25 protein-coding genes are annotated in these 21,757 nt (G+C 63.4%); 16 read left to right on the top strand and 9 right to left on the bottom strand.

Annotated features, from left to right (window positions below; all coding sequences use genetic code 11):
- Positions 1-4 precede the first annotated feature (4 nt).
- The 12 genes from CSW63_RS11260 to CSW63_RS11205 all read left to right on the top strand — a co-directional run bounded on the left by CSW63_RS11260 (position 5) and on the right by CSW63_RS11205 (position 10,380).
- Positions 5-439, top strand: coding sequence for a CopG family transcriptional regulator (locus CSW63_RS11260; protein ID WP_099504016.1), 435 nt, complete (start codon positions 5-7; stop codon positions 437-439).
- A 217-nt stretch (positions 440-656) separates the two neighbouring features.
- The gene (gene trbB, locus CSW63_RS11255) at positions 657-1,592 is read left to right on the top strand and encodes a P-type conjugative transfer ATPase TrbB (protein ID WP_211091093.1); all 936 of its coding nucleotides are present in this window, start codon (positions 657-659) and stop codon (positions 1,590-1,592) included.
- Positions 1,589-1,921, top strand: a complete 333-nt coding sequence (locus CSW63_RS11250; protein WP_099503697.1) for a TrbC/VirB2 family protein — start codon at positions 1,589-1,591, stop codon at positions 1,919-1,921. The genes trbB and CSW63_RS11250 overlap by 4 nt, the downstream gene beginning before the upstream one ends.
- Positions 1,921-2,202: a VirB3 family type IV secretion system protein gene (locus CSW63_RS11245; protein ID WP_099503699.1), complete on the top strand. Its 282-nt coding sequence runs from the start codon at positions 1,921-1,923 to the stop codon at positions 2,200-2,202. The genes CSW63_RS11250 and CSW63_RS11245 overlap by 1 nt, the downstream gene beginning before the upstream one ends.
- A gap of 12 nt (positions 2,203-2,214) precedes the next feature.
- On the top strand, positions 2,215-4,671 hold the full coding sequence (gene trbE, locus CSW63_RS11240; protein WP_099503701.1) for a conjugal transfer protein TrbE: 2,457 nt from the start codon (positions 2,215-2,217) through the stop codon (positions 4,669-4,671).
- Positions 4,668-5,438 (top strand): P-type conjugative transfer protein TrbJ, encoded by a 771-nt coding sequence (gene trbJ, locus CSW63_RS11235; protein WP_099503702.1) that lies wholly within the window; start codon positions 4,668-4,670, stop codon positions 5,436-5,438. The genes trbE and trbJ overlap by 4 nt, the downstream gene beginning before the upstream one ends.
- A 10-nt stretch (positions 5,439-5,448) precedes the next feature.
- Positions 5,449-5,826, top strand: coding sequence for a putative entry exclusion protein TrbK-alt (trbK-alt, locus tag CSW63_RS11230; protein WP_099503704.1), 378 nt, complete (start codon positions 5,449-5,451; stop codon positions 5,824-5,826).
- A gap of 4 nt (positions 5,827-5,830) precedes the next feature.
- Complete coding sequence (gene trbL, locus CSW63_RS11225; protein WP_099503706.1) at positions 5,831-7,195, top strand: P-type conjugative transfer protein TrbL; 1,365 nt, start codon at positions 5,831-5,833, stop codon at positions 7,193-7,195.
- Positions 7,195-7,878, top strand: coding sequence for a conjugal transfer protein TrbF (gene trbF / locus CSW63_RS11220; RefSeq protein ID WP_099503708.1), 684 nt, complete (start codon positions 7,195-7,197; stop codon positions 7,876-7,878). The genes trbL and trbF overlap by 1 nt, the downstream gene beginning before the upstream one ends.
- On the top strand, positions 7,875-8,924 hold the full coding sequence (gene trbG, locus CSW63_RS11215) for a P-type conjugative transfer protein TrbG (protein ID WP_099503710.1): 1,050 nt from the start codon (positions 7,875-7,877) through the stop codon (positions 8,922-8,924). Before trbF ends, trbG begins: the two co-directional genes overlap by 4 nt.
- Complete coding sequence (locus CSW63_RS11210) at positions 8,921-10,141, top strand: TrbI/VirB10 family protein (protein ID WP_099503712.1); 1,221 nt, start codon at positions 8,921-8,923, stop codon at positions 10,139-10,141. The genes trbG and CSW63_RS11210 overlap by 4 nt, the downstream gene beginning before the upstream one ends.
- Before the next feature lie 2 nt (positions 10,142-10,143).
- Positions 10,144-10,380 (top strand): DUF2274 domain-containing protein, encoded by a 237-nt coding sequence (locus tag CSW63_RS11205; protein ID WP_099503714.1) that lies wholly within the window; start codon positions 10,144-10,146, stop codon positions 10,378-10,380.
- Here CSW63_RS11205 and CSW63_RS11200 read toward each other — a convergent pair.
- Positions 10,377-11,276, bottom strand: a complete 900-nt coding sequence (locus tag CSW63_RS11200) for a LysR family transcriptional regulator (RefSeq protein WP_099503716.1) — start codon at positions 11,274-11,276, stop codon at positions 10,377-10,379. The genes CSW63_RS11205 and CSW63_RS11200 overlap by 4 nt on opposite strands.
- Before the next feature lie 178 nt (positions 11,277-11,454).
- Between CSW63_RS11200 and CSW63_RS11195 the strand changes: the two genes are divergently transcribed.
- A complete protein-coding gene (locus tag CSW63_RS11195; RefSeq protein ID WP_346000851.1) occupies positions 11,455-12,048 on the top strand; it encodes a MarR family transcriptional regulator in 594 nt (197 codons plus the stop codon).
- A 63-nt stretch (positions 12,049-12,111) separates the two neighbouring features.
- Positions 12,112-12,831, top strand: coding sequence for a YeeE/YedE thiosulfate transporter family protein (locus tag CSW63_RS11190; RefSeq protein ID WP_256371376.1), 720 nt, complete (start codon positions 12,112-12,114; stop codon positions 12,829-12,831).
- A 10-nt stretch (positions 12,832-12,841) separates the two neighbouring features.
- Here the strand turns inward: CSW63_RS11190 and CSW63_RS11185 are convergent.
- A protein-coding gene (locus tag CSW63_RS11185) for an IS3 family transposase (RefSeq protein ID WP_127846963.1) occupies positions 12,842-14,031 on the bottom strand; the annotation gives its coding sequence in 2 pieces (ribosomal slippage) (positions 12,842-13,779 and positions 13,779-14,031; 1,191 coding nt in all).
- A 37-nt stretch (positions 14,032-14,068) separates the two neighbouring features.
- Between CSW63_RS11185 and CSW63_RS24135 the strand changes: the two genes are divergently transcribed.
- On the top strand, positions 14,069-14,314 hold the full coding sequence (locus tag CSW63_RS24135) for a YeeE/YedE thiosulfate transporter family protein (RefSeq protein ID WP_371415249.1): 246 nt from the start codon (positions 14,069-14,071) through the stop codon (positions 14,312-14,314).
- Positions 14,315-14,350: 36 nt separating this feature from the next.
- Here CSW63_RS24135 and CSW63_RS24130 read toward each other — a convergent pair whose 3' ends face one another.
- From CSW63_RS24130 to gap, 4 genes are all read right to left on the bottom strand, one after another.
- Entirely contained in the window at positions 14,351-14,875 is a 525-nt protein-coding gene (locus CSW63_RS24130) for a MarR family winged helix-turn-helix transcriptional regulator (RefSeq protein WP_281289537.1), read from the bottom strand.
- A gap of 114 nt (positions 14,876-14,989) precedes the next feature.
- Complete coding sequence (gene cysS, locus CSW63_RS11170; protein WP_069311315.1) at positions 14,990-16,357, bottom strand: cysteine--tRNA ligase; 1,368 nt, start codon at positions 16,355-16,357, stop codon at positions 14,990-14,992.
- 54 nt (positions 16,358-16,411) lie between these two features.
- Positions 16,412-16,714 carry a DNA-binding protein gene (locus tag CSW63_RS11165; RefSeq protein ID WP_069310779.1) on the bottom strand — a complete coding sequence of 101 codons (303 nt, stop codon included), beginning with the start codon at positions 16,712-16,714 and terminating at the stop codon, positions 16,412-16,414.
- Between the two features lie 73 nt (positions 16,715-16,787).
- Entirely contained in the window at positions 16,788-17,795 is a 1,008-nt protein-coding gene (gene gap, locus CSW63_RS11160; protein ID WP_069310780.1) for a type I glyceraldehyde-3-phosphate dehydrogenase, read from the bottom strand.
- A 725-nt stretch (positions 17,796-18,520) separates the two neighbouring features.
- On the opposite strand from gap, the gene CSW63_RS11155 reads away from it, so the two are divergent.
- A complete protein-coding gene (locus CSW63_RS11155; RefSeq protein WP_210408504.1) occupies positions 18,521-19,015 on the top strand; it encodes a MarR family winged helix-turn-helix transcriptional regulator in 495 nt (164 codons plus the stop codon).
- A 22-nt stretch (positions 19,016-19,037) separates the two neighbouring features.
- On the opposite strand, the gene CSW63_RS11150 is transcribed toward CSW63_RS11155, so the two are convergent.
- From CSW63_RS11150 to CSW63_RS11140, 3 genes are all read right to left on the bottom strand, one after another.
- The gene (locus CSW63_RS11150; protein ID WP_069311316.1) at positions 19,038-19,796 is read right to left on the bottom strand and encodes a ZIP family metal transporter; all 759 of its coding nucleotides are present in this window, start codon (positions 19,794-19,796) and stop codon (positions 19,038-19,040) included.
- A gap of 66 nt (positions 19,797-19,862) precedes the next feature.
- Entirely contained in the window at positions 19,863-20,366 is a 504-nt protein-coding gene (gene msrA / locus CSW63_RS11145; RefSeq protein ID WP_058193752.1) for a peptide-methionine (S)-S-oxide reductase MsrA, read from the bottom strand.
- A 44-nt stretch (positions 20,367-20,410) separates the two neighbouring features.
- Entirely contained in the window at positions 20,411-21,730 is a 1,320-nt protein-coding gene (locus CSW63_RS11140) for a bifunctional alpha/beta hydrolase/OsmC family protein (protein ID WP_246842049.1), read from the bottom strand.
- Between the last annotated feature and the right edge of the window lie 27 nt (positions 21,731-21,757).

Genomic DNA, 21,757 nt, shown 5'->3' with positions numbered 1-21,757 from the left:
GTCGGTGAGCAAGCCTCCGAAAAAGCAACGCCTCTCCGTGTATCTCGACCCGGATGTCATGAAGGCGCTCGCGGCCCATGCGGCGCGGCGAGACCTGTCCCTATCGCTGGTTGCCGAGGCTGGCATTGCTTCGTTTCTCTCGCCGGACGCCGCTGAGCGGCAGGAGGCAGCCACGACGAAGCGGCTCGATCAACTCGACCGTCGCCTGGCGCGAATGGAGCGCGACCTCGGCATATCGGTCGAGACGCTAGCTGTATTCATCCGTTTCTGGCTGACGTCCAATCCGCCGTTGCCGGAGCCGGCCCAGGTCGCGGCACGCGCCAAGGCGGCCGAGCGCTACGAAGCCTTCGTGACCGCGCTCGGCCGACGACTCGCGCAGGGACCGAAGCTCAGACAGGAGATTGCGGAAGACATCCCGCCCGCGCGTGACGCGGAATAATCACTGATCCGCGCATCACAAGTATTCGGGCGTTCCGCCGTTTTCCTGTCTTTGTACGCCACAGTACGACTGCCACATCATGGTTGTTGTCAGGCCATGATTTCTGCCTCTTCTACTCATCCCCGATCCAGGGCCGCGCATCGCGGACCCGCAAGAGAACGGGGACGACGTGGCGGCACCTCACCAGAAATCGGAGGCGATCCTTCGCGGCGCGCGCATGCTGCGCACAGCCCTCGGGTCAGCGATCGCCACGTTTCTGGAAGATCCCGCGATCGTCGAGGTGATGCTCAATCCCGATGGGCGGCTCTGGGTCGACCGGCTTTCAGAGGGTCTTTCCGACACCGGTGAACGACTGTCGCCCGCCGATGGCGAGCGGATCATTCGCCTTGTCGCCCATCACGTCGGCGCCGAAGTTCATCCAGGCGCCCCGCGGGTCTCGGCCGAACTGCCCGAGACGGGGGAGCGGTTCGAGGGGCTGTTGCCTCCCGTGGTGTCCGCGCCGGCTTTCGCGATCCGCAAGCCCGCCGTCGCTGTGTTCACGCTCGGCGACTATGTGGCGTCCGGAATCATGGCGGCGGATCAGGCCGAAACGCTGCGCCAGGCCGTTGCCGATCGGCGCAACATCCTCGTCGCCGGCGGAACCTCGACCGGCAAGACGACCCTCACCAACGCGCTGCTGGCAGAGGTCTCGAAGACCTCGGATCGCGTCGTCCTGATCGAGGACACGCGCGAGCTGCAATGCGCCGCGCCCAACCTCGTCGCCATGCGGACGAAGGACGGCGTCGCCTCGCTCTCCGATCTTGTTCGCTCCTCGCTCCGCCTGCGACCCGACCGCATTCCCATCGGCGAGGTCCGCGGCTCCGAGGCGCTCGATCTTCTCAAGGCTTGGGGCACCGGCCACCCGGGAGGCGTGGGGACGATCCACGCCGGCACCGCCATCGGCGCGCTGCGCCGAATGGAACAGCTTATCCAGGAAGCCGTCGTCACGGTCCCCCGCGCGCTGATCGCCGAGACGATCGATCTGGTCGCCGTGCTCTCCGGCCGCGGCGCCTCGCGCCGGCTTGCCGAACTCGCCCGCATCGAGGGCCTCGGCCCCAACGGCGACTACCGCGTCACGCCCGCAAGCCAACCCCTCACAGGAGACCCGTCATGATCAAGCATGCTTTGCGCTTTCGCCGCCACATCGCCACGGCGGCGTCCGTCACCTTCCTCACGCTCGCACTGGCACCGGCCGCGCATGCGTCGGGCTCATCGATGCCGTGGGAAGCCCCGCTCCAGTCGATCCTGGAATCGATCGAGGGACCGGTCGCCAAGATCATCGCGGTCATGATCATCATCATCACCGGGCTGACGCTGGCCTTCGGTGACACGTCGGGTGGCGCCCGCAAGCTGATCCAGATCGTGTTCGGCCTGTCGATCGCCTTCGCCGCATCCAGCTTCTTCCTGTCGTTCTTCTCGTTCGGCGGCGGGGCGCTCGTCTGATGGCCGACGGCGCGGATCATGGCGGCGAGGTTCCGGGCTTTTCCGTGCCCGTCCACCGGGCGCTGACCGAGCACATCCTGCTCGGCGGCGCCCCACGTTCGCTCGCCATCCTCAACGGCACACTGGCGGCCGCGCTCGGTCTCGGCCTCCGCCTCTGGCTAGTGGGTCTCGCCCTTTGGGCGGTGGGGCACTTCGCGGCCGTCTGGGCAGCCAAGCGCGATCCGCAGTTCGTCGACGTCGTGCGCAAGCATCTGCGCATCCCCGGCCACCTGTCGGTCTGAGGAGCGACACCGATGATGAACCTTGCCGAATATCGTAATCGTAACACCCGGCTCGCCGACTTCCTTCCCTGGGTCGCGCTGGTCGGCGAAGGCGTCGTACTGAACAAGGACGGCAGCCTGCAACGCACTGCACGCTTTCGCGGACCTGACCTCGACAGCGCCGTACCGGCCGAGCTGGTCGCGGTCGCCGGCCGCCTCAACAATGCCTTTCGCCGCCTCGGCTCCGGCTGGGCCATCTTCGTCGAGGCACAGCGGCACGGCGCTGCGACCTATCCCGCCAGCATGTTCGCCAACAGCGCCTCGGCGCTGGTCGATGCCGAACGCAAGGCCGATTTCGAGGAAGCCGGCGCGCATTACGAGTCCAGCTACTTCCTCACCTTTCTCTATCTGCCCCCGGCCGAGGATGCGGCGCGCGCCGAAACCTGGCTCTACGAGGGCCGCGAACATACCGGCGTTGACGCACATGAGATCGTGCGCGGCTTCGCCGACCGCACCGACCGCATCCTCAACCTCATCGACGCTTTCATGCCGGAATGCGCGTGGCTCGATGATGCCGAGACGCTGACCTACCTGCATTCGACCATCTCGACGAAACGGCATCGAGTCCGTGTTCCCGAGACGCCGATGTATCTCGACGCGCTGCTGGCCGATCAGCCGCTCACAGGCGGCCTCGAGCCCCGGCTTGGCAACGCGCATCTGCGCATCCTCACCGTCGTCGGCTTCCCGACCGCGACCACGCCCGGCATTCTCGACGAGCTGAACCGGCTGGCCTTTCCCTACCGCTGGTCGACGCGCGCGGTACTGCTCGACAAGACCGACGCCACCAAGCTGCTGACCAAGATCCGGCGGCAATGGTTCGCCAAGCGCAAGTCGATCGCGGCCATCCTCAAGGAAATCATGACGAACGAGGCCTCGGCGCTCGTCGACACCGATGCGGCGAACAAGGCGGCCGACGCCGACATGGCGCTGCAGGAGCTGGGCGCCGATTATGCCGGCCAGGCCTATGTGACGGCCACGATCACGGTCTGGGACGACGATCCGCGCATCGCCGCCGAGAAGCTCCGGCTGGTCGAGAAAATCATTCAGAGCCGCGACTTCACCGCGATGGCCGAGACCATCAATGCCGTGGACGCCTGGCTAGGTTCGCTGCCCGGCCACGTCTACGCCAACGTCCGGCAGCCACCCATCAGCACATTGAATCTCGCCCACATGATCCCGCTGTCGGCGGTGTGGGCGGGACCGGAACGGGACGAGCACTTCGATGCACCCCCACTGCTTTACGGCAGAACGGAGGGCTCGACCCCGTTCCGGCTTTCCATCCACGTCGGCGATGTCGGTCATACGCTGATCGTCGGGCCGACCGGCGCCGGCAAGTCGGTGTTGCTCGCACTCATGGCGCTCCAGTTCCGGCGCTATCCGCAATCCCAAGTCTTCGCTTTCGACTTCGGCGGATCGATCCGCGCCGCGGCGCTCGCCATGCGTGGTGACTGGCATGACCTGGGCGGTGGCCTAACGGACGGCGCCGACGACAGGGTGTCGCTGCAACCGCTGGCCCGCATCGACGACGTCGCGGAGCGGGCCTGGGCCTCCGACTGGCTGATCGCGATCCTCTCCCGCGAGAGCGTAACGGTCACGCCCGAGGTCAAGGAGCATCTCTGGTCGGCCCTGACCTCGCTGGCATCGGCGCCCGTCGCGGAGCGCACGTTGACGGGCCTCTCCGTCCTGCTCCAGTCCAACGACCTGAAGCAGGCGCTCCGACCCTATTGTGTCGGCGGGCCCTATGGTCGGCTGCTCGACGCTGAGGCCGAGCATCTCGGCGAAGCCGATGTTCAGGTCTTCGAGACCGAGGGATTGATCGGCACCGGTGCTGCCGCCGCCGTGCTGGCCTATCTCTTCCACCGTATCGAGGACCGCCTCGACGGGCGGCCGACGCTGCTCATCGTCGATGAGGGCTGGCTCGCGTTGGACGACGACGGTTTCGCCGGTCAGCTCCGCGAGTGGCTGAAGACGCTCCGGAAGAAGAACGCCAGCGTTATCTTCGCCACCCAATCCCTCTCCGATATCGACGGATCGGCGATTGCGCCCGCCATCATCGAGAGCTGCCAGACCCGCATCCTGCTCCCGAACGAACGCGCGATCGAGCCGCAGATCACCGCCATCTATCGCCGCTTCGGCCTAAACGATCGCCAGATCGAGATCCTCGCGCGGGCGATGCCCAAGCGCGACTACTACTGCCAGAGCCGCAGGGGAAACAGGCTCTTCGAGCTGGGCCTGTCGGATGTGGCGCTCGCGCTTTGCGCGGCCTCGTCGAAACAGCATCAGGCACTGATCGCCGCGGTTCACGCCCGTAGCGGCACGGACGGGTTTCTCACCGAGTGGCTGGCCGAAAACCGGCTCGCCTGGGCCGCCGACCTCGTAGCCGACCTCACCAACGTCACCCCCCAACATAATCCGGAGGCACGCCCATGACCCGTTCCGTTCATTCCCGCTCGCGCGCGCTGCGCATGAGCGCCGCGCTACTCGCCGCGCCGCTCGCGCTGTCGCCGATCTTCGCCCCGCCGGCAGCCGCGCAGTGGGTCGTCTACGATCCGACCAACTACGCCCAAAACGTCCTGACGGCCGCTCGCACGCTTCAGCAGGTCAATCAGCAGATCACCCAGCTTCAGAATGAAGCCACCATGCTGATCAACCAGGCGCGCAATCTGGCGAGCCTGCCTTACTCCTCGCTGCAGCAGCTTCAGCAGTCCGTCCAGCGAACCCAGCAGCTCCTGCAACAAGCGCAGGGCATCGCCTACGATGTCCAGCGCATCGACCAGGCGTTCACGTCGACCTACGGCAACGCCTCGATGTCGGCCTCCGATCAGGCGCTCGTCGCCGGAGCGCGCGAGCGCTGGCAGAACACCGTCGGCGGTTTGCAGGACGCCATGCGCGTGCAGGCGGGCGTCGTCGGCAACATCGACACCAATCGCGGCGAGATGTCGGCACTGGTCGGCCAGAGCCAGGGCGCGACGGGCGCCTTGCAGGCGACACAGGCCGGCAATCAGCTTCTCGCCCTTCAAGCCCAGCAGCTCGCCGACCTCACCGCCGTCGTCGCCGCCAACGGGCGTGCCCAGAGCCTTTCCGAGGCCGAGCGCGCCGCCGCGGCTGAACAGGGTCGCGAACAGCGTCGCCGATTTCTGACGCCAGGCAGCGGCTATCAGCCCGGCAACGCCCGCATGTTCCCGAGCGGCAACTGAGGACGTGGTCATGGACGGCAAGATGCTCGCGCGGGTCGGGGCGGTTGTATTCGTCGCGGTCGCGGTCACCGCCACGGCGATCGAGATGACCCGGAAGGAGGAGCCGCCCGAGCTATGGCCGTCCGGCCGCGCCACTCAATCGCAGAGCGATCCGCTGCGTGACGAGTTGATCCGTTGCCAGGCGCTCGGCGAAGCCGGCCCGCGCGATTCAGCTTGCCTACGCGCCTGGGCGGAAAACCGTCACCGCTTCCTCGCGCCTGGCGCGCGGCCCGCCGAGCGGTTGCCGGACATGCCGCCCGCGCAGCGCGATGGCCTCACGCCTCAGTCCGAACGAAGCAACGCACCAGCCGCGACGCCCGCCACGCCTGAGCTCGACGAGGCGCGATAGCATCATGGGCAGCACCGGCGTCATCGACCACTTCCTCGAGGTTTTCACCCGCTATATCGACAGCGGGTTCGGCCTCCTCAGCGGCGAAGTCGCCTTCATCGCAACCACCCTCATCGTCATCGACGTGACGCTTGCGGCGCTGTTCTGGTCGTGGGGCGCCGACGACGACATCGTAGCGCGGCTGGTGAAGAAGACGCTGTTCGTCGGTGTCTTCGCCTACATCATTGGCAACTGGAACAACCTCGCCCGGATCATCTTCGAGAGCTTCGCCGGTCTAGGTCTGAAGGCAAGCGGCACGAGCTTCTCGACCGCCGACCTGATGCGCCCGGGCAAGGTCGCCCAAACCGGCTTGGATGCTGGCCGGCCGCTGCTCGACTCGATCTCCAGCCTGATGGGCTACTGGTCCTTCTTTGAGAACTTCATCCAGATCGCCTGCATGTTCCTCGCATGGGTGCTGGTGCTGCTCGCCTTCTTCATTCTCGCGATCCAGCTGTTCGTCACGCTCATCGAATTCAAACTGACCACGTTGGCCGGCTTTGTGCTCATCCCGTTCGGTCTTTTCGGGAAGTCTGCCTTCATGGCCGAGCGCGTCCTCGGCAACGTCATTTCCTCCGGCATCAAGGTCCTGGTGCTCGCCGTCATCATCGGCATCGGCTCGACGTTATTTTCCGAGTTCACGTCCGGGTTCGGGGGGCAGAACCCGTCGATCGACGAGGCTATGGCGATCGTCCTTGCAGCTTTGTCGCTGCTCGGTTTGGGAATTTTCGGCCCCGGCATCGCCAGCGGCATCGTTTCCGGCGGCCCGCAACTCAGCGCTGGCGCTGCGGTTGGTACCGGCCTAGCCGCAGGCGGAATGGTCGCACTCGGTGCTGGCGCTGTCGGTGCCGCCGCATCCGGAGGTGCAGCCCTGGCTGGCGGCGCCGCCGCTGCGGCTCGTGGCGGCGCTGCGGTCGCCGGCGGCGCTTCGACCGCTTACAGCCTTGGCTCTGCCGGTCAGTCGGGCGCGGCTGGTGTCGCTTCCGGTCTCGGTGGCGTTGCCCGCGCTGGCGGAAGTGCCGCTGTCTCTCCATTGCGTCGGGCCGCATCGCGCGCCGCCGAAAGCATGAAGTCCAGCTTCAACGCGGGCGGCAAGGCCGCCTTCGAGGCGACGGGCGGCTCCTCCACCATGGGCTCGATCGGCGGTGACGCTGCCGGTGACGGTGCCGCGTCCTCGGGTTCCGCCGGTGCCGGCGGGCCACCCGCCTGGGCGCAGCGGATGCGCCGCTCCCAACACATGACCCATGCCGTGCAAGCCACGGCCCACGCTGTCCGCTCCGGCGACGCCCACGGCGGCGGCTCCTCCGTCAACCTGTCCGAAGGCGATCGCTGATGTTCAAACGACCCTCTACCCACTACGGCAAAGCCCCCGAACCCGAGACGCCCTACCAGCGTGCCGGCCAGGTCTGGGATGAACGCATCGGCGCCCCGCGCGTGCAGGCCAAGAACTGGCGCTTGATGGCATTCGGCTCGCTGATCCTGTCGGCCGGCTTCGCCACCGCGCTCGTCGTGCAGTCGGCACGGGGAACGATAGTTCCTTGGGTGGTCCAGGTCGATCGACTCGGTCAGGCACAAGCGGTCGCTCCCGCCGAGGCGGACTACCGTCCGACCGATCCGCAGATCGCCTTCCACTTGGCGCGCTTCATCGAGCAGGTTCGCTCGATCCCGGCCGACGCGATCATCGTGCGGCAAAACTGGCTGCGCGCGTATGACTTCACGACCGATCGCGGTGCCATGGCGTTGAACGACTACGCCAGGTCCAACGACCCGTTCACACGGGTCGGCCGCCAGCAGGTCGCCGTCGACGTCTCCAGCGTCATCCGCGCTTCGCCGGACAGCTTCCGCGTCGCGTGGGTGGAGCGCCGCTACGAGAACGGCCAGCTCGCCGAGACAACCCGCTGGACTGCGATCCTGACGATCGTCGTGCAGGTCCCCCGAAACGCCGATCGGCTGAGGGCGAACCCGCTCGGCATCTACGTCAACGCCATCAACTGGTCACGGGAGCTTGGGCAATGAAGCCGTCTTTCCGTAAAGCCGGAAGCCCGGCTTTACACACATTCGTATTCCCGGCTCTCCGCAGGGCCGCAATCCCGATGGTCCTGCTGGCGACAACCGCACTCGCCGGCTGCGCTACGACCAACCCCCCGCCTGAAATATCCTACGACAACGCGGCTCCCGCGGTGCAGACCGTCGATCCACCAGCGCCCGTCACTGTGGTCGAGCTGCCGCGGCCGCTCCCGCTACCCGGCCAGTTGCAGCGCGTGCCGGAGACGCGACGCGCGCCCGAGCCGGCCAACCCGACGGCGCGCGTCAACCAGGCCAACGAGGCGGCCCGCGTCCAGCCGGTGCGTGATGGATTTATCAATTCGATGCAGGTCTATCCCTGGACGCAGGGTGCGCTCTACCAAGTCTATACGGCGGTCGGACAGATCACTGACATCGCGCTCCAGCCCGGCGAGCAGCTCGTCGGCGCAGGACCCGTCGCCGCAGGCGACACGGTACGGTGGATCATCGGCGACACCGAGAGCGGATCGGGTGCGACGCGCCAAGTCCACATCCTGGTGAAGCCGACACGGGCCGACCTGATGACCAACCTCGTCATCAACACCAACATGCGCACTTATCACATGGAGCTTCGCTCGACCGAGCGGACCTATATGGCATCGGTCTCGTGGCAGTATCCACAGGATCAGCTTATCGCATTGCGTCGGCAGAATGCCGAGGCGCAAGCCGCCCAACCCGTGGCGAGCGGCGTCGATCTCGCCAACGTCAACTTCCGCTACGCAATCGAGGGGGACCGCGCGCCGTGGAGGCCGCTCCGCGCCTTTGACGACGGCCGACAGGTCTTCATTGAGTTCCCGCGCGGCATCGGCCAGGGCGAGATGCCCCCGCTCTTCGTCGTGGGCGCCGAAGGCAACACCTCCGAATTGGTCAACTATCGCGTCCGCGGCCATCACATGATCGTCGATCGGCTCTTCGCCGCGGCCGAACTGAGGTTCGGCTCCGGCGACCGGCAACGGCGCGTTCGCATCACCCGCACCGATGGGAGGCCGACCTCGTGAGCGAGAGCCCGCCCCGGAGTGGGGATGCCCCGGACGACGATCCGCAGCCCTTGACCGGCGAACCCGCCGGTCCCGCGCCAATGCGGCTGCGGGCCGAGCCGCCGCGTGTGACGCGGCTGTCGCGTAAGGTGTTGGCAGGGCTCGGCCTGATCGCCAGCGTCGGGCTTGGCGGCGCATTGATTTACGCGCTTCAAACGCGGGACGGCGCCCGGCCGAATGAGGAGCTGTATTCCACCGAGAACCGCTCCACAGCCGATGGCCTGGCCGGGCTACCGCGAGACTATGCTGGCGTGCCGCGGCTTGGTCCGCCGCTTCCCGGAGACCTCGGCCGGCCTATCCTCAGCACACAGGATCGCGGCCAGCCAGTGCCGACCCCTGGCATCGCCACGCCCAATCCCGGCATCAGCCCGGAAGAGCAGCGGCGCCTACAGGAGATCGAGACCGCGCGGACGAGTCGCCTATTCTCCGGATCGGAAAGCCGGGGTGCGCCCGCTGCGGCGGGGGCGGCCCCGGCACTCCCGCCCGCACCGGATTTGGCGAGCCTTGGCCTCGCGCCGCCGCCAGCAACTCCCTCCGCACAGGATCGTCAGAACGCCTTTCTCAACGCGGCCACCGATCGACGAACGGTGTCTCCCGATCGCGTCGTTGCTCCGGCGTCGCCGAACATCCTTCAGGCCGGCGCAGTCATCTCGGCGGCACTCATAACCGGCATCCGATCGGACCTCCCGGGCCAGATCACCGCCCAGGTGACCGAAAACATCTACGACAGTCCCACAGGACGCATCCTGCTCGTGCCACAGGGCACGCGCGTCATCGGCCAGTACGACAACAATGTGCAGTTCGGGCAAAGCCGTGTGCTGCTTGTCTGGAACCGGCTGATCTTTCCGAATGGTCGCTCGATCGTTCTCGAGCGCCAGCCTGGTGCCGACGCCGAGGGATATGCCGGCCTGCAGGATGGGGTGGATTACCATTGGTGGGATCTCGCCAAGGCGGCAGGACTTTCGACGCTCCTCAGCGTTGGCGCCGAACTTGCCGTCGATAATGATGACCGGCTTATCCAGGCGATCCGCAATGGCGGCCAGGACACGATCAATGACGCCGGACAGCAGATCGTCCGCCGTCAGCTCAACGTGGCGCCCACTCTCACAATTCGCCCAGGCTACCCAGTCCGCGTCATCGTAACGCGTGATCTCGTGCTCGAACCCTATGGGGAATGAATATGTCTAAGCTCAAGCTAGGTCCCCTCGCGGACGATAAACCCGTAAAGGTTCAGGTCGAGCTGCCAGCCCCTCTGCATCAGGACTTGGCCGATTACGCGGACCTCCTGGGCCGCGAGCAAGGCCAGCCGGCGGTGGAACCCGCTCGGTTGATCGTCCCGATGCTACAGCGGTTCATCGCTACAGATCGCGGCTTCGCGAAGGCGCGGCGAGCGTCCACGCAGCGGAAGGCTGATTAGGCGGCGCCTACTTTCATACCGGGTAGAGCGTCGAAACACTTCAGTAGAAGGGGCAGCGCTGGATTATCGTTGTCGCTAGACGAGATCATTGCTGCGGTCGGCGCCCGGCTGGATCGAAGTGGCACCAGAGCAAGGTCTGGACGGCGAACCGCACTCGTGATGGTAACCCCAAACCCCTGTTCGACCATCGTCAGCAGGGTCTCTCGACTGACCTGTTGAATTGAAAGTTGGACGGCACTCTCGACCGCCCCGACCATCCGTCGCAGCATCGCAGCGAGTTCTCGTCCGGCCCCATCGGAGCGGGACAGAAAGATTTCTCCGCAGAGGTCATCCCAGACGAGATTAGGCCGCGATGCCAATTTGTGACCTGGGGACAGCGCGACGAACAGATCCGGTTCACATAGGCGTCGGATTTGGAGCGCAGGGTCTCTAGCCGCGCCCAGGCTGATTGCCGCGTCTAGCAACCCCCGTCTGACACCCAGTGTGTTTGCTTCTGACGTTCCTTCCTCGAGTTTGACCTCAATCGTCGGGTATCGGAGCCGGAAGCTCGCTAGAAGGTCGATGATAGGGCACGCGGGAAATGCTTCGAGCATTCCGAACCTGACGACACCGGTCGTCTGCTTCCGTGTAGTGCGGATTTCCGTCGCGGCTTCGCGAAGGAATCTCGCACCCACTACCGCCTGCTGAAGGAAGCGTTCCCCCTCGGGCGTCAAATCAGCGCCTGATCGCGTGCGGTGGAATAGCGAGCACCCAAGCTGGCGCTCAAGTATCTGAACCCGACGGCTCACGGTGGATTGCGATATCGCAAGGCGCTCGGCCGCGCGTCGAAAACTACCCGCCTCAGCGACCTGAACGGCGTACTTCAAGTATCGAAGGTCCAGCGTCAGATCGGGCATGACACTTTTCCCATGGCTGTGGCCCGCTTGCAGGAGATCGAGCCCAGAAGCCGGAGCCGTCGGAAGCGCGCCCGCTCAAGCCGCCTCGCGCATGAAAAGGTTGCATGCGTATCGATCCCAGATGTGGAATCCGAGCCGAGCCCTTTGTTGAGCATGACCATATCCGAATCCGTGAGAGATGTATGCGTCGGTCATACATTTCTCCCATCTTGATGTCTATGCGCGACGCATATATTATTTCGGAATGGAGCCTGAGGTCGCCAAATATCATTTTGGTGCTCTGGCGCTGGCGGTCGCCGAAAGCATCGCCAGCGTCTCGGCCTCGCTTTCACCCAGCGGCTCCGCGACCGCGATGATGATATTTCTGAGTTTGGAGCCTGGGCTTCCAATCAGTGTTCTAGCGACCCGGATTAGGCTGTCGCATGCTGGAACAGTGAGGCTGATCGACAGACTGGTACAGGACGATTTGGTGGAACGACGCCGGAATAATGCAGACCAACGCGCGCGACTTATCCACCTCACCGGTTCGGGGGAACGTCTGACTGGAGCTTTACTCAAAGCGCGAGAGCGCGTCATCGATGAGTGTGTCTCTGCGTTGTCGCGCGGAGATCTCGACATCCTCGGCACTCTATCCGAACGGCTGCTTTCAGCTAATGGGTTCGACAAATCCGGCTCTAGCAGCCTCTGCCAACTGCTCGGCTACGGAAAACAAGTCCATTCAGGACCCGTGGGCCAGACAGGGCGGTCCCGGCGCCGAAACGTTGCCCGTTGAGGCTGACAAGATGATTGAGCAGGTCTACAATTGGCTTCGATAGCCCTCGAATTTCTGCTTTGCGTGCTTGCCTTCTGGTTTGGGTATTCCGCCAATCAAGGTGGAACGTGCCTAGTCGTCGCTGCTCACGAAATCCAGAAGCGACGCCCGCCGAGGATGTTTGTTGGATTTCTAGCGGCGTCAGCAGCTGCGGGCCTTATCTCGATACCGCTTGTCTGGTCTGGAGCGCTGGGCGCTACTCTCACGCCGTCGACTAGCATCAACTGGCTTCTCTTAGTTGGAGCAATCGCATTTGGGCTAGGCGCACTGATCAACGACACTTGTCTTCTCGGGTCATTGGCACGCTTGGGCGATGGGGAGATAAGGCTTATAGCGCTGCCGCTTGGCTTGGCTTTCGGTATATGGGCGGCCGATCAAACAAGGTTCGGCTATGAGGCGTCATGGCCAAGCCTCACTGCTACTCCCACTCTGTTGGGCCTTGCGACGCTTGCCGGTCTTTTGTTGGTGCTTATGCTGTCGATCGTGTTCGTCTGTATAAAGCGCGTTGCGCGCAAGAGGCCGGCGTGGCCCTTCGCCGCGTCGATGATCGGCCTCGGCGTAACTGGCGGTCTATTGTACGCACTGTCACCAGCGTGGACCTTCGCTGACTTGATTCAACGCGGGCTTCCTCTCCGCATGTCACCATCAGGCGAGGTCACGCTTGTTACGGTGATCTCATCGGTCGCGGGTGCTCTCACGGCTTCCTTTCGGCAGGGCAATCTGCGTCTTCAACTGCTGACGTGACCCCCGTTTCTCATCCAGCCATAACGAGAGTCCTGGGTTGATCTGAACTGGGGTTGTCGGGGTTGGCAAGAGGCCGGTCAGCGCAGCCCCCAACCAGCGCAGCGGACCGGCCGATCTGTCCGCTGAGCGCTTCTGCATAAGCCTGTGGCGTCAACCACCCGAGCTTCGAGTGCGGACGCCGTTCGTTATAATCGCGTCGCCACGCCTCCAGCACTGCGCGGGCGTGCGGCAGGGATCGGAACAGCGTCTCGTTCAGCAACTCGTCGCGCAGGCGTCCGTTGAAGCTCTCGTTGAAGCCGTTCTGCTGGGGCTTGCCGGGCGCGATATAATGCCAGCCGACGCCGGTGTCGTCGGACCAGGCCAGGACCGCGTTCGAGGTGTATTCCGTCCCGTTGTCGCTGACGATGGTGTCGGGCCGGCCCCGCTGCCGGATGACGGCGTCCAACTCCCGCACGACCCGCGCGCCCGACAGCGAGGTGTCGGCCACCAGCGCCAGGCATTCACGCGTGCAGTTGTCGATCACCGTCAGGATGCGGAAGCGCCGTCCGTCCGTCATCTGGTCTGCGACGAAGTCCAGCGACCAGCGCTGGTTGGCCGCCAGCGGCACGTCTAGTGGTCGCCGCGTGCCCATTGCTCGCTTCCGACCGCCCCGCCGGCGCACCGTCAGTCGCTCCTCGCGATAGATCCGCTGGACCCGCTTCTTGTTGACCGCATGACCCTCGCGCCGCAGCAGGACGTGCAGGCGGCGATAGCCGAACCGGCGACGCTCCTGAGCCAGGGCCTTCAGCCGGTCGCGCAGGGCGCCGTCGTCCGGGCGCGTCGTCTGGTAGCGCACGCTCGTCCGATCCACGCCCAGCACACGGCACGCCCGCCTTTCGCTCATCTCGTAGGCGGCCTGCAGATGACCAGCCGCCTCGCGGTAGCCGGCGGGCGTCACCACTTTTTTCCCAGCAGGTCCTTCAGCGCCACGTTGTCCAGCATCGCGTCCGCCAGCATCCGCTTGAGCCGAGCATTCTCGTCCTCGAGCGCCTTCAGCCGCCGAGCCTCCGACACGTCGAGCCCGCCGAACTTGGCCTTCCATTTGTAGAAGGTCGCCGAGCTCACCCCGTGGCGTCGGCAAACCTCCGCCGTCGCCACACCGGTCTCCTGCTCCCGCAGGATCCCAATGATCTGCTCTTCCGTGAACCTTGATCGCTTCATTCTGTCCGTCCTTCGTTAGGGCGGACTCTAGCTATTCCTGGAGGAGTTTCAGGGGGTCACGTCACTGCCCACTGGCTATGGCATAATTCGATCGATCGTCGGTGGCGCTCTCATGGGTGTCGGTATAGCTCTCATACCCGGCGGGAACGACGCAATGATCTTGGCGGCTGTTCCTACGCTCTCTCCTGGCGGAATAGTCGCCTACCTTCTGATGACGCTGACCATCGTCATCGGCTTTGCCGCGCGGAACGCGCTGCCCGGCCGGCGCGCTCCCGCACTGTAGAGCCGCGAAAGCACTTCAAAATGGATGCCCGTGCGATCATTCCTGCCGTCGATACGGACGATGCCTTTCAACCGGGCAGTCGAGACAACGGGCCTGATCGCACAGCCGGCAAGTCGCAACCCCCCCGAGGGGATCGCACAGTAGAGACGACAGGATGGAGTCGGCCGCGCGCTCCAATGCGCCGCGATCCTCAACTGAAACCTTGCTGAGTAGCTCCGCCACAGCGGCGTTACGGAGGCCAAGCAACTTAGTTCTCTCTACTTGGCCGAGGGCGGTTAAAGTAACGTGAGCCACACGACGGTCAGAAGTCGATTGCGACTTCGCTACGAGTTTCTGATCCTCCAGCCTCTCGACGACGCGGACGGCGCCTGCGTGTGACAGTCGAAGGACTTGGCGGACCTGTCCGATCGACATGCCCGGCGCGTGACCGATAGCGATGAGAGCGGCAGCGGTCTCGCCACCAGCGCTGAAAGCCTCGCCGATCGCTATACGCACTCGATCCGCTACCGCTTGCGAAAGCGCGCCGAAAATGTTGATCAAGCGATCAGAGGGTTCATCCATCATCGCAACTCATTCGATATATGCGTCGCGCATACGATATCGAGTGAGTGTTGTCGAGCCGTCCCACGGGCAGGCTACAGAACTGCCAAGCCGCTAGAGCGCTACTATAGGAGTTCACAACCGTCGCCAGGTTGTCCCTGTAGGTCCATCCTCCAACGCGATACCCAAGTCTGTGAGTTCTGCGCGGATCCGGTCCGCCTCGGCGAAATCCTTTCGGCTCTTCGCGTCCGTGCGAGCGTCGATCAGACGGGCGACGTGATCTGATTCCCCACTAGGCCCGTCTAAAAAGAAGCGAAACCAACGTTCACGTCTCGAAAACAGCCCAAGGAGCATGCCGCTCGCAATGAGCGATTTCGGGTCATCGATCGCGACCAACTTTGAGAGCGCCAGCGGCGTGTTCAGGTCGTCGGCAAGGGCGTCGACGACAGCTTGATTGCAGTCATCGATGCCGAGTTCCTCATCGTCGATGAAACTAAACATCTTCAGTCGCCGATACAGTCGATCCAAAATCGTTTTTGTTTGGGAGAGCAGCGCCTCGTTCCACTCCAGCGGCTGCCGATAATGCGCTGACAGCAACGCCAGACGCAGCGTCTCGCCTCCGTGGCCCCGCTCCAGCAGTTCGCCGACGCTCACAACGTTGCCGAGGCTCTTTGACATCTTCCCAACACCGGCCGCAGTGTCCGTCATCGTCAGAAAGCCGTTGTGCAACCAGTAGCGTGCCAACGGCGAGCCTGCATGAGCCGACCGGCTTTGTGCGCTTTCGTTTTCATGATGGGGGAACACCAGATCAAGCCCGCCGCCATGAATGTCGATTGTCTCGCCGAGATTCTCTGCAATCATTGCCGAGCATCCGATGTGCCAGCCCGCGCGCCCACGCCCCCAGGGCGAGTCCCACCCGATTGCCTCCGGCGGTGACGGCTTCCACAGGACAAAATCGGCCGGATCCTTTTTGTAGGAAGCCACCTCCACCCGTGCGCCGGCGATCATTGCATCGCGGTCACGGCGTCCGAGCGCGCCATAGTGCAGGTCGGACGGGACATGAAACAGCACGTGGCCGTGTGTTTCATAGGCGAAGCCGCCCTCGAGAAGCTTAGAGATCATGGCGATCACGCCAGGAACATGGGCTGTGGCTTTCGGCGCGATATCCGGCGGGCGCACGCCTAGTGCGCCCATGTCGGCGAGGTACAGTTCCTCAAACCGCCGCGCGATAACTGACGGATGCACACCCTCCGCGCTCGCTTCATCGATGATCTTGTCGTCGACGTCAGTTACGTTGCGGGCATAGGTCACCGCATCCATTCCATAAACATGCCGCAGCAGGCGCGAAAGCACGTCGAAAATCACGGCCGGCCGCGCGTTCCCAATATGGGCGCGGCTGTAGACAGTCGGTCCGCACACATACATCGTGACCCGGGCAGGATTGCTCGGAACGAACACGCGCTTCTTAAGAGCAGCCGTATCGTGAAGCTTGATGATAGTCATCGCCGGCTCTCTCGCGCTCACGGCCTCTTGCCCGGCAGCGACGAATGCTCGGCTTCAGACGTCGTCGGTGCCCACCGGCCCACCTTCACCCTCCATTCGATTGATGGCGCGCACATCCTTGGCATTGAACTTAAGCCGCACCCCGATCCCCCCGCTCGAATCATCGTCGATAAAAACCGCGCCTCCGCGTTCGAGTGCATCGCGTAACCGAGCTATGTCGGCGAAATCGAGCCCCGCTCTGCCAGCTTCGAAATCCGCTATGGCGTCTTCCTGCAGCCCCGCCACTAAGGCAGCGTGAGCGCGGGGCCACTGAACAAGAGCACGCGCTGCGCGCGCCAATGGTCCAGTCATGCCCATGATCGCTCCTACCCGAATGTCGTTCTCGGCGAAGCAGGCAGCATCCCTATCGTAGCCGCCTGCATCCTGCCGGCTAGATCAGCTTGCCCATGGCTACTGCCGTATCCGCCATGCGCGTGGCGAAGCTCCACTCGTTGTCGTACCAGGCAAGGACCCGAACCATTCTGCCGTCCACGACGTCAGTTTGCGGCAGAGCGACGATGGCGGATTCGCTGCGGTGGGTGAGATCGATTGAAACAAGGGGTTCTGAGGTCGTCGCGAGCACACCCTGCATCGACCCTTCAGCGGCCTGCCGAATGGCGTCGTTGACTTCCTCGATCGACACTTCACGGGCGGCTGACACACTCAAGTCCACGACAGATACGTTGGGCGTCGGTACGCGGATGGACGATCCGTGAAGCTTCCCTCTCAGCTCTGGGAGTACGAGCCCGATCGCGTTCGCGGCGCCAGTAGACGTCGGGATCATAGAGAGTGCGGCAGCACGCGCGCGGTAAAGGTCCTTGTGGACGGTGTCCAATGTCGGCTGGTCGCCCGTATAGGCGTGCACCGTCGTCATATATCCGCGCTCGATGCCGAAGAGATCGTTCAAAACCTTGGCTACCGGCGCGAGCACGTTCGTCGTGCAAGAGCCGTTCGAGACGATTATGTCATCTCGCGTTAGAGCGTCGTGATTGACCTTGAAGACGATGGTCTTATCAGCCCCCTCGCTAGGCGCTGAAACCAATACTCGCTTCGCGCCTGCCCGAAGGTGGGATTGTGCCTTTCCGCTCGTCGTGAAAAGCCCAGTGCACTCGAGCACGACATCGACGCCAAGCGATGCATGCGGGAGGTCTGCCGGATCACGCTCCGAAACAACTTTAATCCTTCCGGAACCGACGTCGATCCAGTCCTCGCCCGCTGCGATAGAGCCCCGGAAGGGACCATGCACCGAGTCGTACTTGAGGAGATGCGCCATCGTGGTGACGGGACCAAGATCGTTGATGGCCACCACCTCAATGTCTTGGCGGCGATGCTCGACAATCGAGCGCAACGCGAGGCGTCCGATACGTCCGAAGCCATTTATTGCGACCTTGATCGTCATGCGCGTCTCCGCTTGTCCGTAGTTCAAGCCGCTTGATCGACGGCCTTCCTCGGCGTTCGCCCTGGCGTACCGCTCATCGCCGACGGCCGGCTGAAGCCGACGGCCCTGAAAGACCGAAACGGTTGAGTATGTATGCGCCGCGCATAGACCTATCGCGAGGAGAGTAGAACGTCAACACGTTGCCAGTGCGCCCATGGCGTTGCGTTCAGCCAAGTGTAGTTGCAGGTCGCCGTCACGGTTGCGCGCCTGACAGGAGGTATCGCCTTTGTGCCGGACAGAGATGCGCAAAAGGCGCTCGCTGCCCAACGAGCAACAGGCGAGGTCCGCGATCGCATGCTGATTGACCTCGGAACACGTAGCTCCGCCGCACACGCGGTCCAATGCCTAGGCGCAGGAGTCGCGCAAGCCTGCGGATAACGAGGTCGCCACGTCTAGCGGGACGACCGAGGTGATTCGTGTCCCGGCTCGGTGGTCATGCGGTCAATCTCGCGAACATCATAGCCGATAGCTATCGATTGAAGGGCGTCTTGAGCGCTGCGACATCTCATAGCTACAGCGGGGGGGAGTCCCGTAACCGACTGTAAAGCATTGTAAAAGCGCGCTTTCCTAACGCAGTCTCTCCGCAAATCGTGTAAGAGTTTGGCTTGCTGTCTATGCTCCGCGCACATATAGATGCGGCAATGGATGGACCTCGAGATCGCAACATTTTCGGGGCGTTCGCACTCATGATCAGCGACGACATCGTTCGCGCTAGTTCATCGCGGGCGCCGGAAGCTGGCCCTGCTGCCTCTGCATTGGCGCTGCTCGCGCACAAGCCTGGGCTATCTATTCGTATGCTCGCGGTCGGCGTGGGCCTGTCACACGCAGGAACGGTTCGTCTCGTGGACCGGCTAGCGGCCGAAGGGCTGATCGAACGCCGGGGTCATTCAACAGACGGACGCACGCGGTCTCTCTATCTCACTGAGTCAGGGAAGGTTGCGAGCGACGGCGTGCTCGCATCGCGGGACGAAGTCATCGCCGAGGGTCTTTCGATCCTCGATCCTGCCGAAGTGAAGCTCCTGTGCGATATCGCCGAACGCGTCCTCCGCGCTCGTTTGGAGAACCTCGAGCACTCATATCGGATTTGTCGGCTCTGCTGCTACGATGGCTGCACCAACTGTCCAATCGACGCCGAACTGCACGAAAGAGGCGTGGATCGAGAAGGCAGCGACGGCGCGTAACCAGCTTGTTGACGTGGCGGCGTCAGTGCTGCGCGATCAAATAAGCTGCGAGGAAGCCCACAACGGTTATGAAACCGATGAACGGAGGCGCCTTTTCGAAGGCTTCTGGAATCATTGCCTCAGCCAGCATCGCGATGACCGCGCCCGCAGCGAAGGAAAGAATTGCGGGAGCTTGCGTATCGGCCGAACCAAAAAGCAGATTGCCCAAAGCTGCTGAAATGCCCACGAGAAGTGGGATGCCGATCCAGATCGTGAAGATGTAGCGTCGAGATCGCCCGGCGACTTTCATACCCGATGTACTCGACAGACCCTGCGGCACGTTTGCGAGAAAGAATCCAGCGATCACCGCAACGCTGATCGCGCCGCCGTTCGCGACCGACATCCCGATCACCATCGCTTCCGGGATGCCGTCAAGGACGCTGCCGAGCGCGATCGCAGCGCCGCTCCCGTGCTGCTCGCCCTCACGCGGCTGCTCGGTGCATTCACCGCATCGCTTGCGATTCTTCGCGCCACGCCGAGACAGGTAGAAATTGGCTCCGCTGAAGATCGCAGCGCCGGCAAGCAGCGCGATGACCGCTGTGGGCCCGAGATCGTCCGAGACCCGTTCTCCAATGAGCTCGGTGGCTACAACTGCTATCAGAACACCGCCGCCAAAGCCCATGACGGCTGAAATCATGCGGTGAGTGAGCTTGCCAAAGAGGGCATCCGCGACGATCGCGCCGACAAGCAGCCCACTGCCTGACAGCAATCCCCACAGGCCCGCGATCACGTACTCAGGCATCACGACCTCGCTTCGCATCGCGAGACGCGAAGCCGAACATGAGACAAAGCCGCGCCAGTTTGGAACTCATCGATCTGACCTGTCCAAGCGCCAATTCGCTCGCTCGAAATGGCAGCTATAACCCTGGGGATTCCGGGCGAGATAGAGTTGGTGCTCAGCTTCCGCCTCCCAGAACGGCTCCTCCGGGTTGATTTCGGATACCACCGGGCCAGGCCAGCGGCCTGACGCTTCGATCTCGGCGATCGTTTTTAAGGCCACGTCCATTTGGGCCTGCGACGTGTAAAAGATCGCCGAACGATAGCTTGGACCGACGTCGCTACCTTGCTGCTCGTAAGTTGTCGGGTCGTGGATCTGGAAGAAATATTCCAGGATCTTGCGATAGCTCGTCACCGCCGGATCAAATGTGATCTCAACCGCTTCCGCATGGCCATGATGACGAGCATATGTAGGGTCAGGCATCTCTCCGCCTATGTAGCCAACGCGCGTGCCTACGACCCCCCTGGCTCGCCGAAACAAATCCTCCAAGCCCCAGAAACACCCACCAGCAAGGATTGCGCGTTCTCGACGCATGGTTTCGCTAACTGATTGACCGTGACTTTTTGCGGAAGTCACGATTACGGCTCCACCTTCGTGGGCGTGATGAATGCTAATCCGTCTATCAACTCGGTTTGCACATCCGACCCTCGGAGGAGCGTCAAGTCCACCGGACAGCGATCAGCAATCTCAAGTATCCGCGCACGCTGCTCATCACTCAACGGCCCCTCCAGAACGACCGTCCGTTTGAAGCGATCGGGGGGCATCATATCTGCCACTTTCATGTGCTCGACGGTCGTGCTCGCGCGCTCAAGCGGAAATCCCTTGCGGTTCGCGTAAAGTCGCATCGTCATGACGGTGCAGGCCGCTAGACCGGCTGACACCAATTCATAAGGGGACAATCCGCTGCCAAGTCCGCCGACCGACGGCGGCTCGTCCGCAAACAAAGTGTGCTCGCCGCTGCGCACCATAAGCTGGAACTTTCCGGCTAGCGTCTCCGTGGCGCTCACGCCCTTCGCCGCTTCAACTTGCGGGAGGTCGTCCACGAGTGGCGGAAGAAAGCGGTTGGCCCAGGCAGCGACCATAGCGGCAGCGTAGTTCGCGTCGCCTGCATCGCTGAGGAGGTGATCCGCCGTATCAAGCGATATGAAGCTCTTTGGGTGGCGCGAGGAGACGAAGATGCGCGACGCATGGTTGATCCCAACCACCTGATCGACCGGGGAGTGCATAACCAGCACCGGACGTCGTAGTGAGTTGATGGCCGTCTCCACATCGATTGCTTGCAAAGACTCGATGAAGCTACGACTGATCACGAATGATCGACCGGCGATTTCGACCGAGGCTTCCCCGTCTTCCCTGATGGCGTCGAGGTCATCTTGCTTAAAGATGCTCAGGATATGGTGCAGGTCCGCCGGCGCACCGATCGTTGCCACCGCAGCGACATCTGGTAGCTCTGACGCGGCTACGATTGCTGCAAGGCCGCCAAGACTATGCCCGATAAGAAGAGAGGGGGTCTTACCGGCGGCCTTCATCGCCTTTGCGCCTGACCTGATATCCTGAACGTCCGAGGCGAAGTTCAAAGCATCGGCGGTCGGCTCGCCGATCCCAGCGCCGGCAAAGTCAAATCTCAAGACGCCGATGCCCGCGCGCGACAACGCGCGCGATATGTGAACTGCGGCACGGTTGTCTTTTCCGCAGGTGAAGCAATGGGCGAAAATCGCCCAGCCGCGAGGTGTTCCCTCCGGGGGTTCTAGCCGCCCGGAAATCCGTGAACCTGCCGCGTTGAGAAACGTGAACGCAGTGCCTGCCATGTCTTCGAGCCTCCCACACGCCGCGGTGCGAGCGTGCCAGCGCGCAAACTCGGCCGAACCGATCGACATATTCGCGACCAAACCCAGCACCGCAGGACATCTCTTTTATATGCGTGG

Source organism: Caulobacter sp. FWC26, from assembly GCF_002742645.2.
Lineage (GTDB): Bacteria > Pseudomonadota > Alphaproteobacteria > Caulobacterales > Caulobacteraceae > Caulobacter.
Note: the sequence above shows the minus strand (reverse complement) of the source record. Positions and strands in the feature narration are given on the sequence as shown.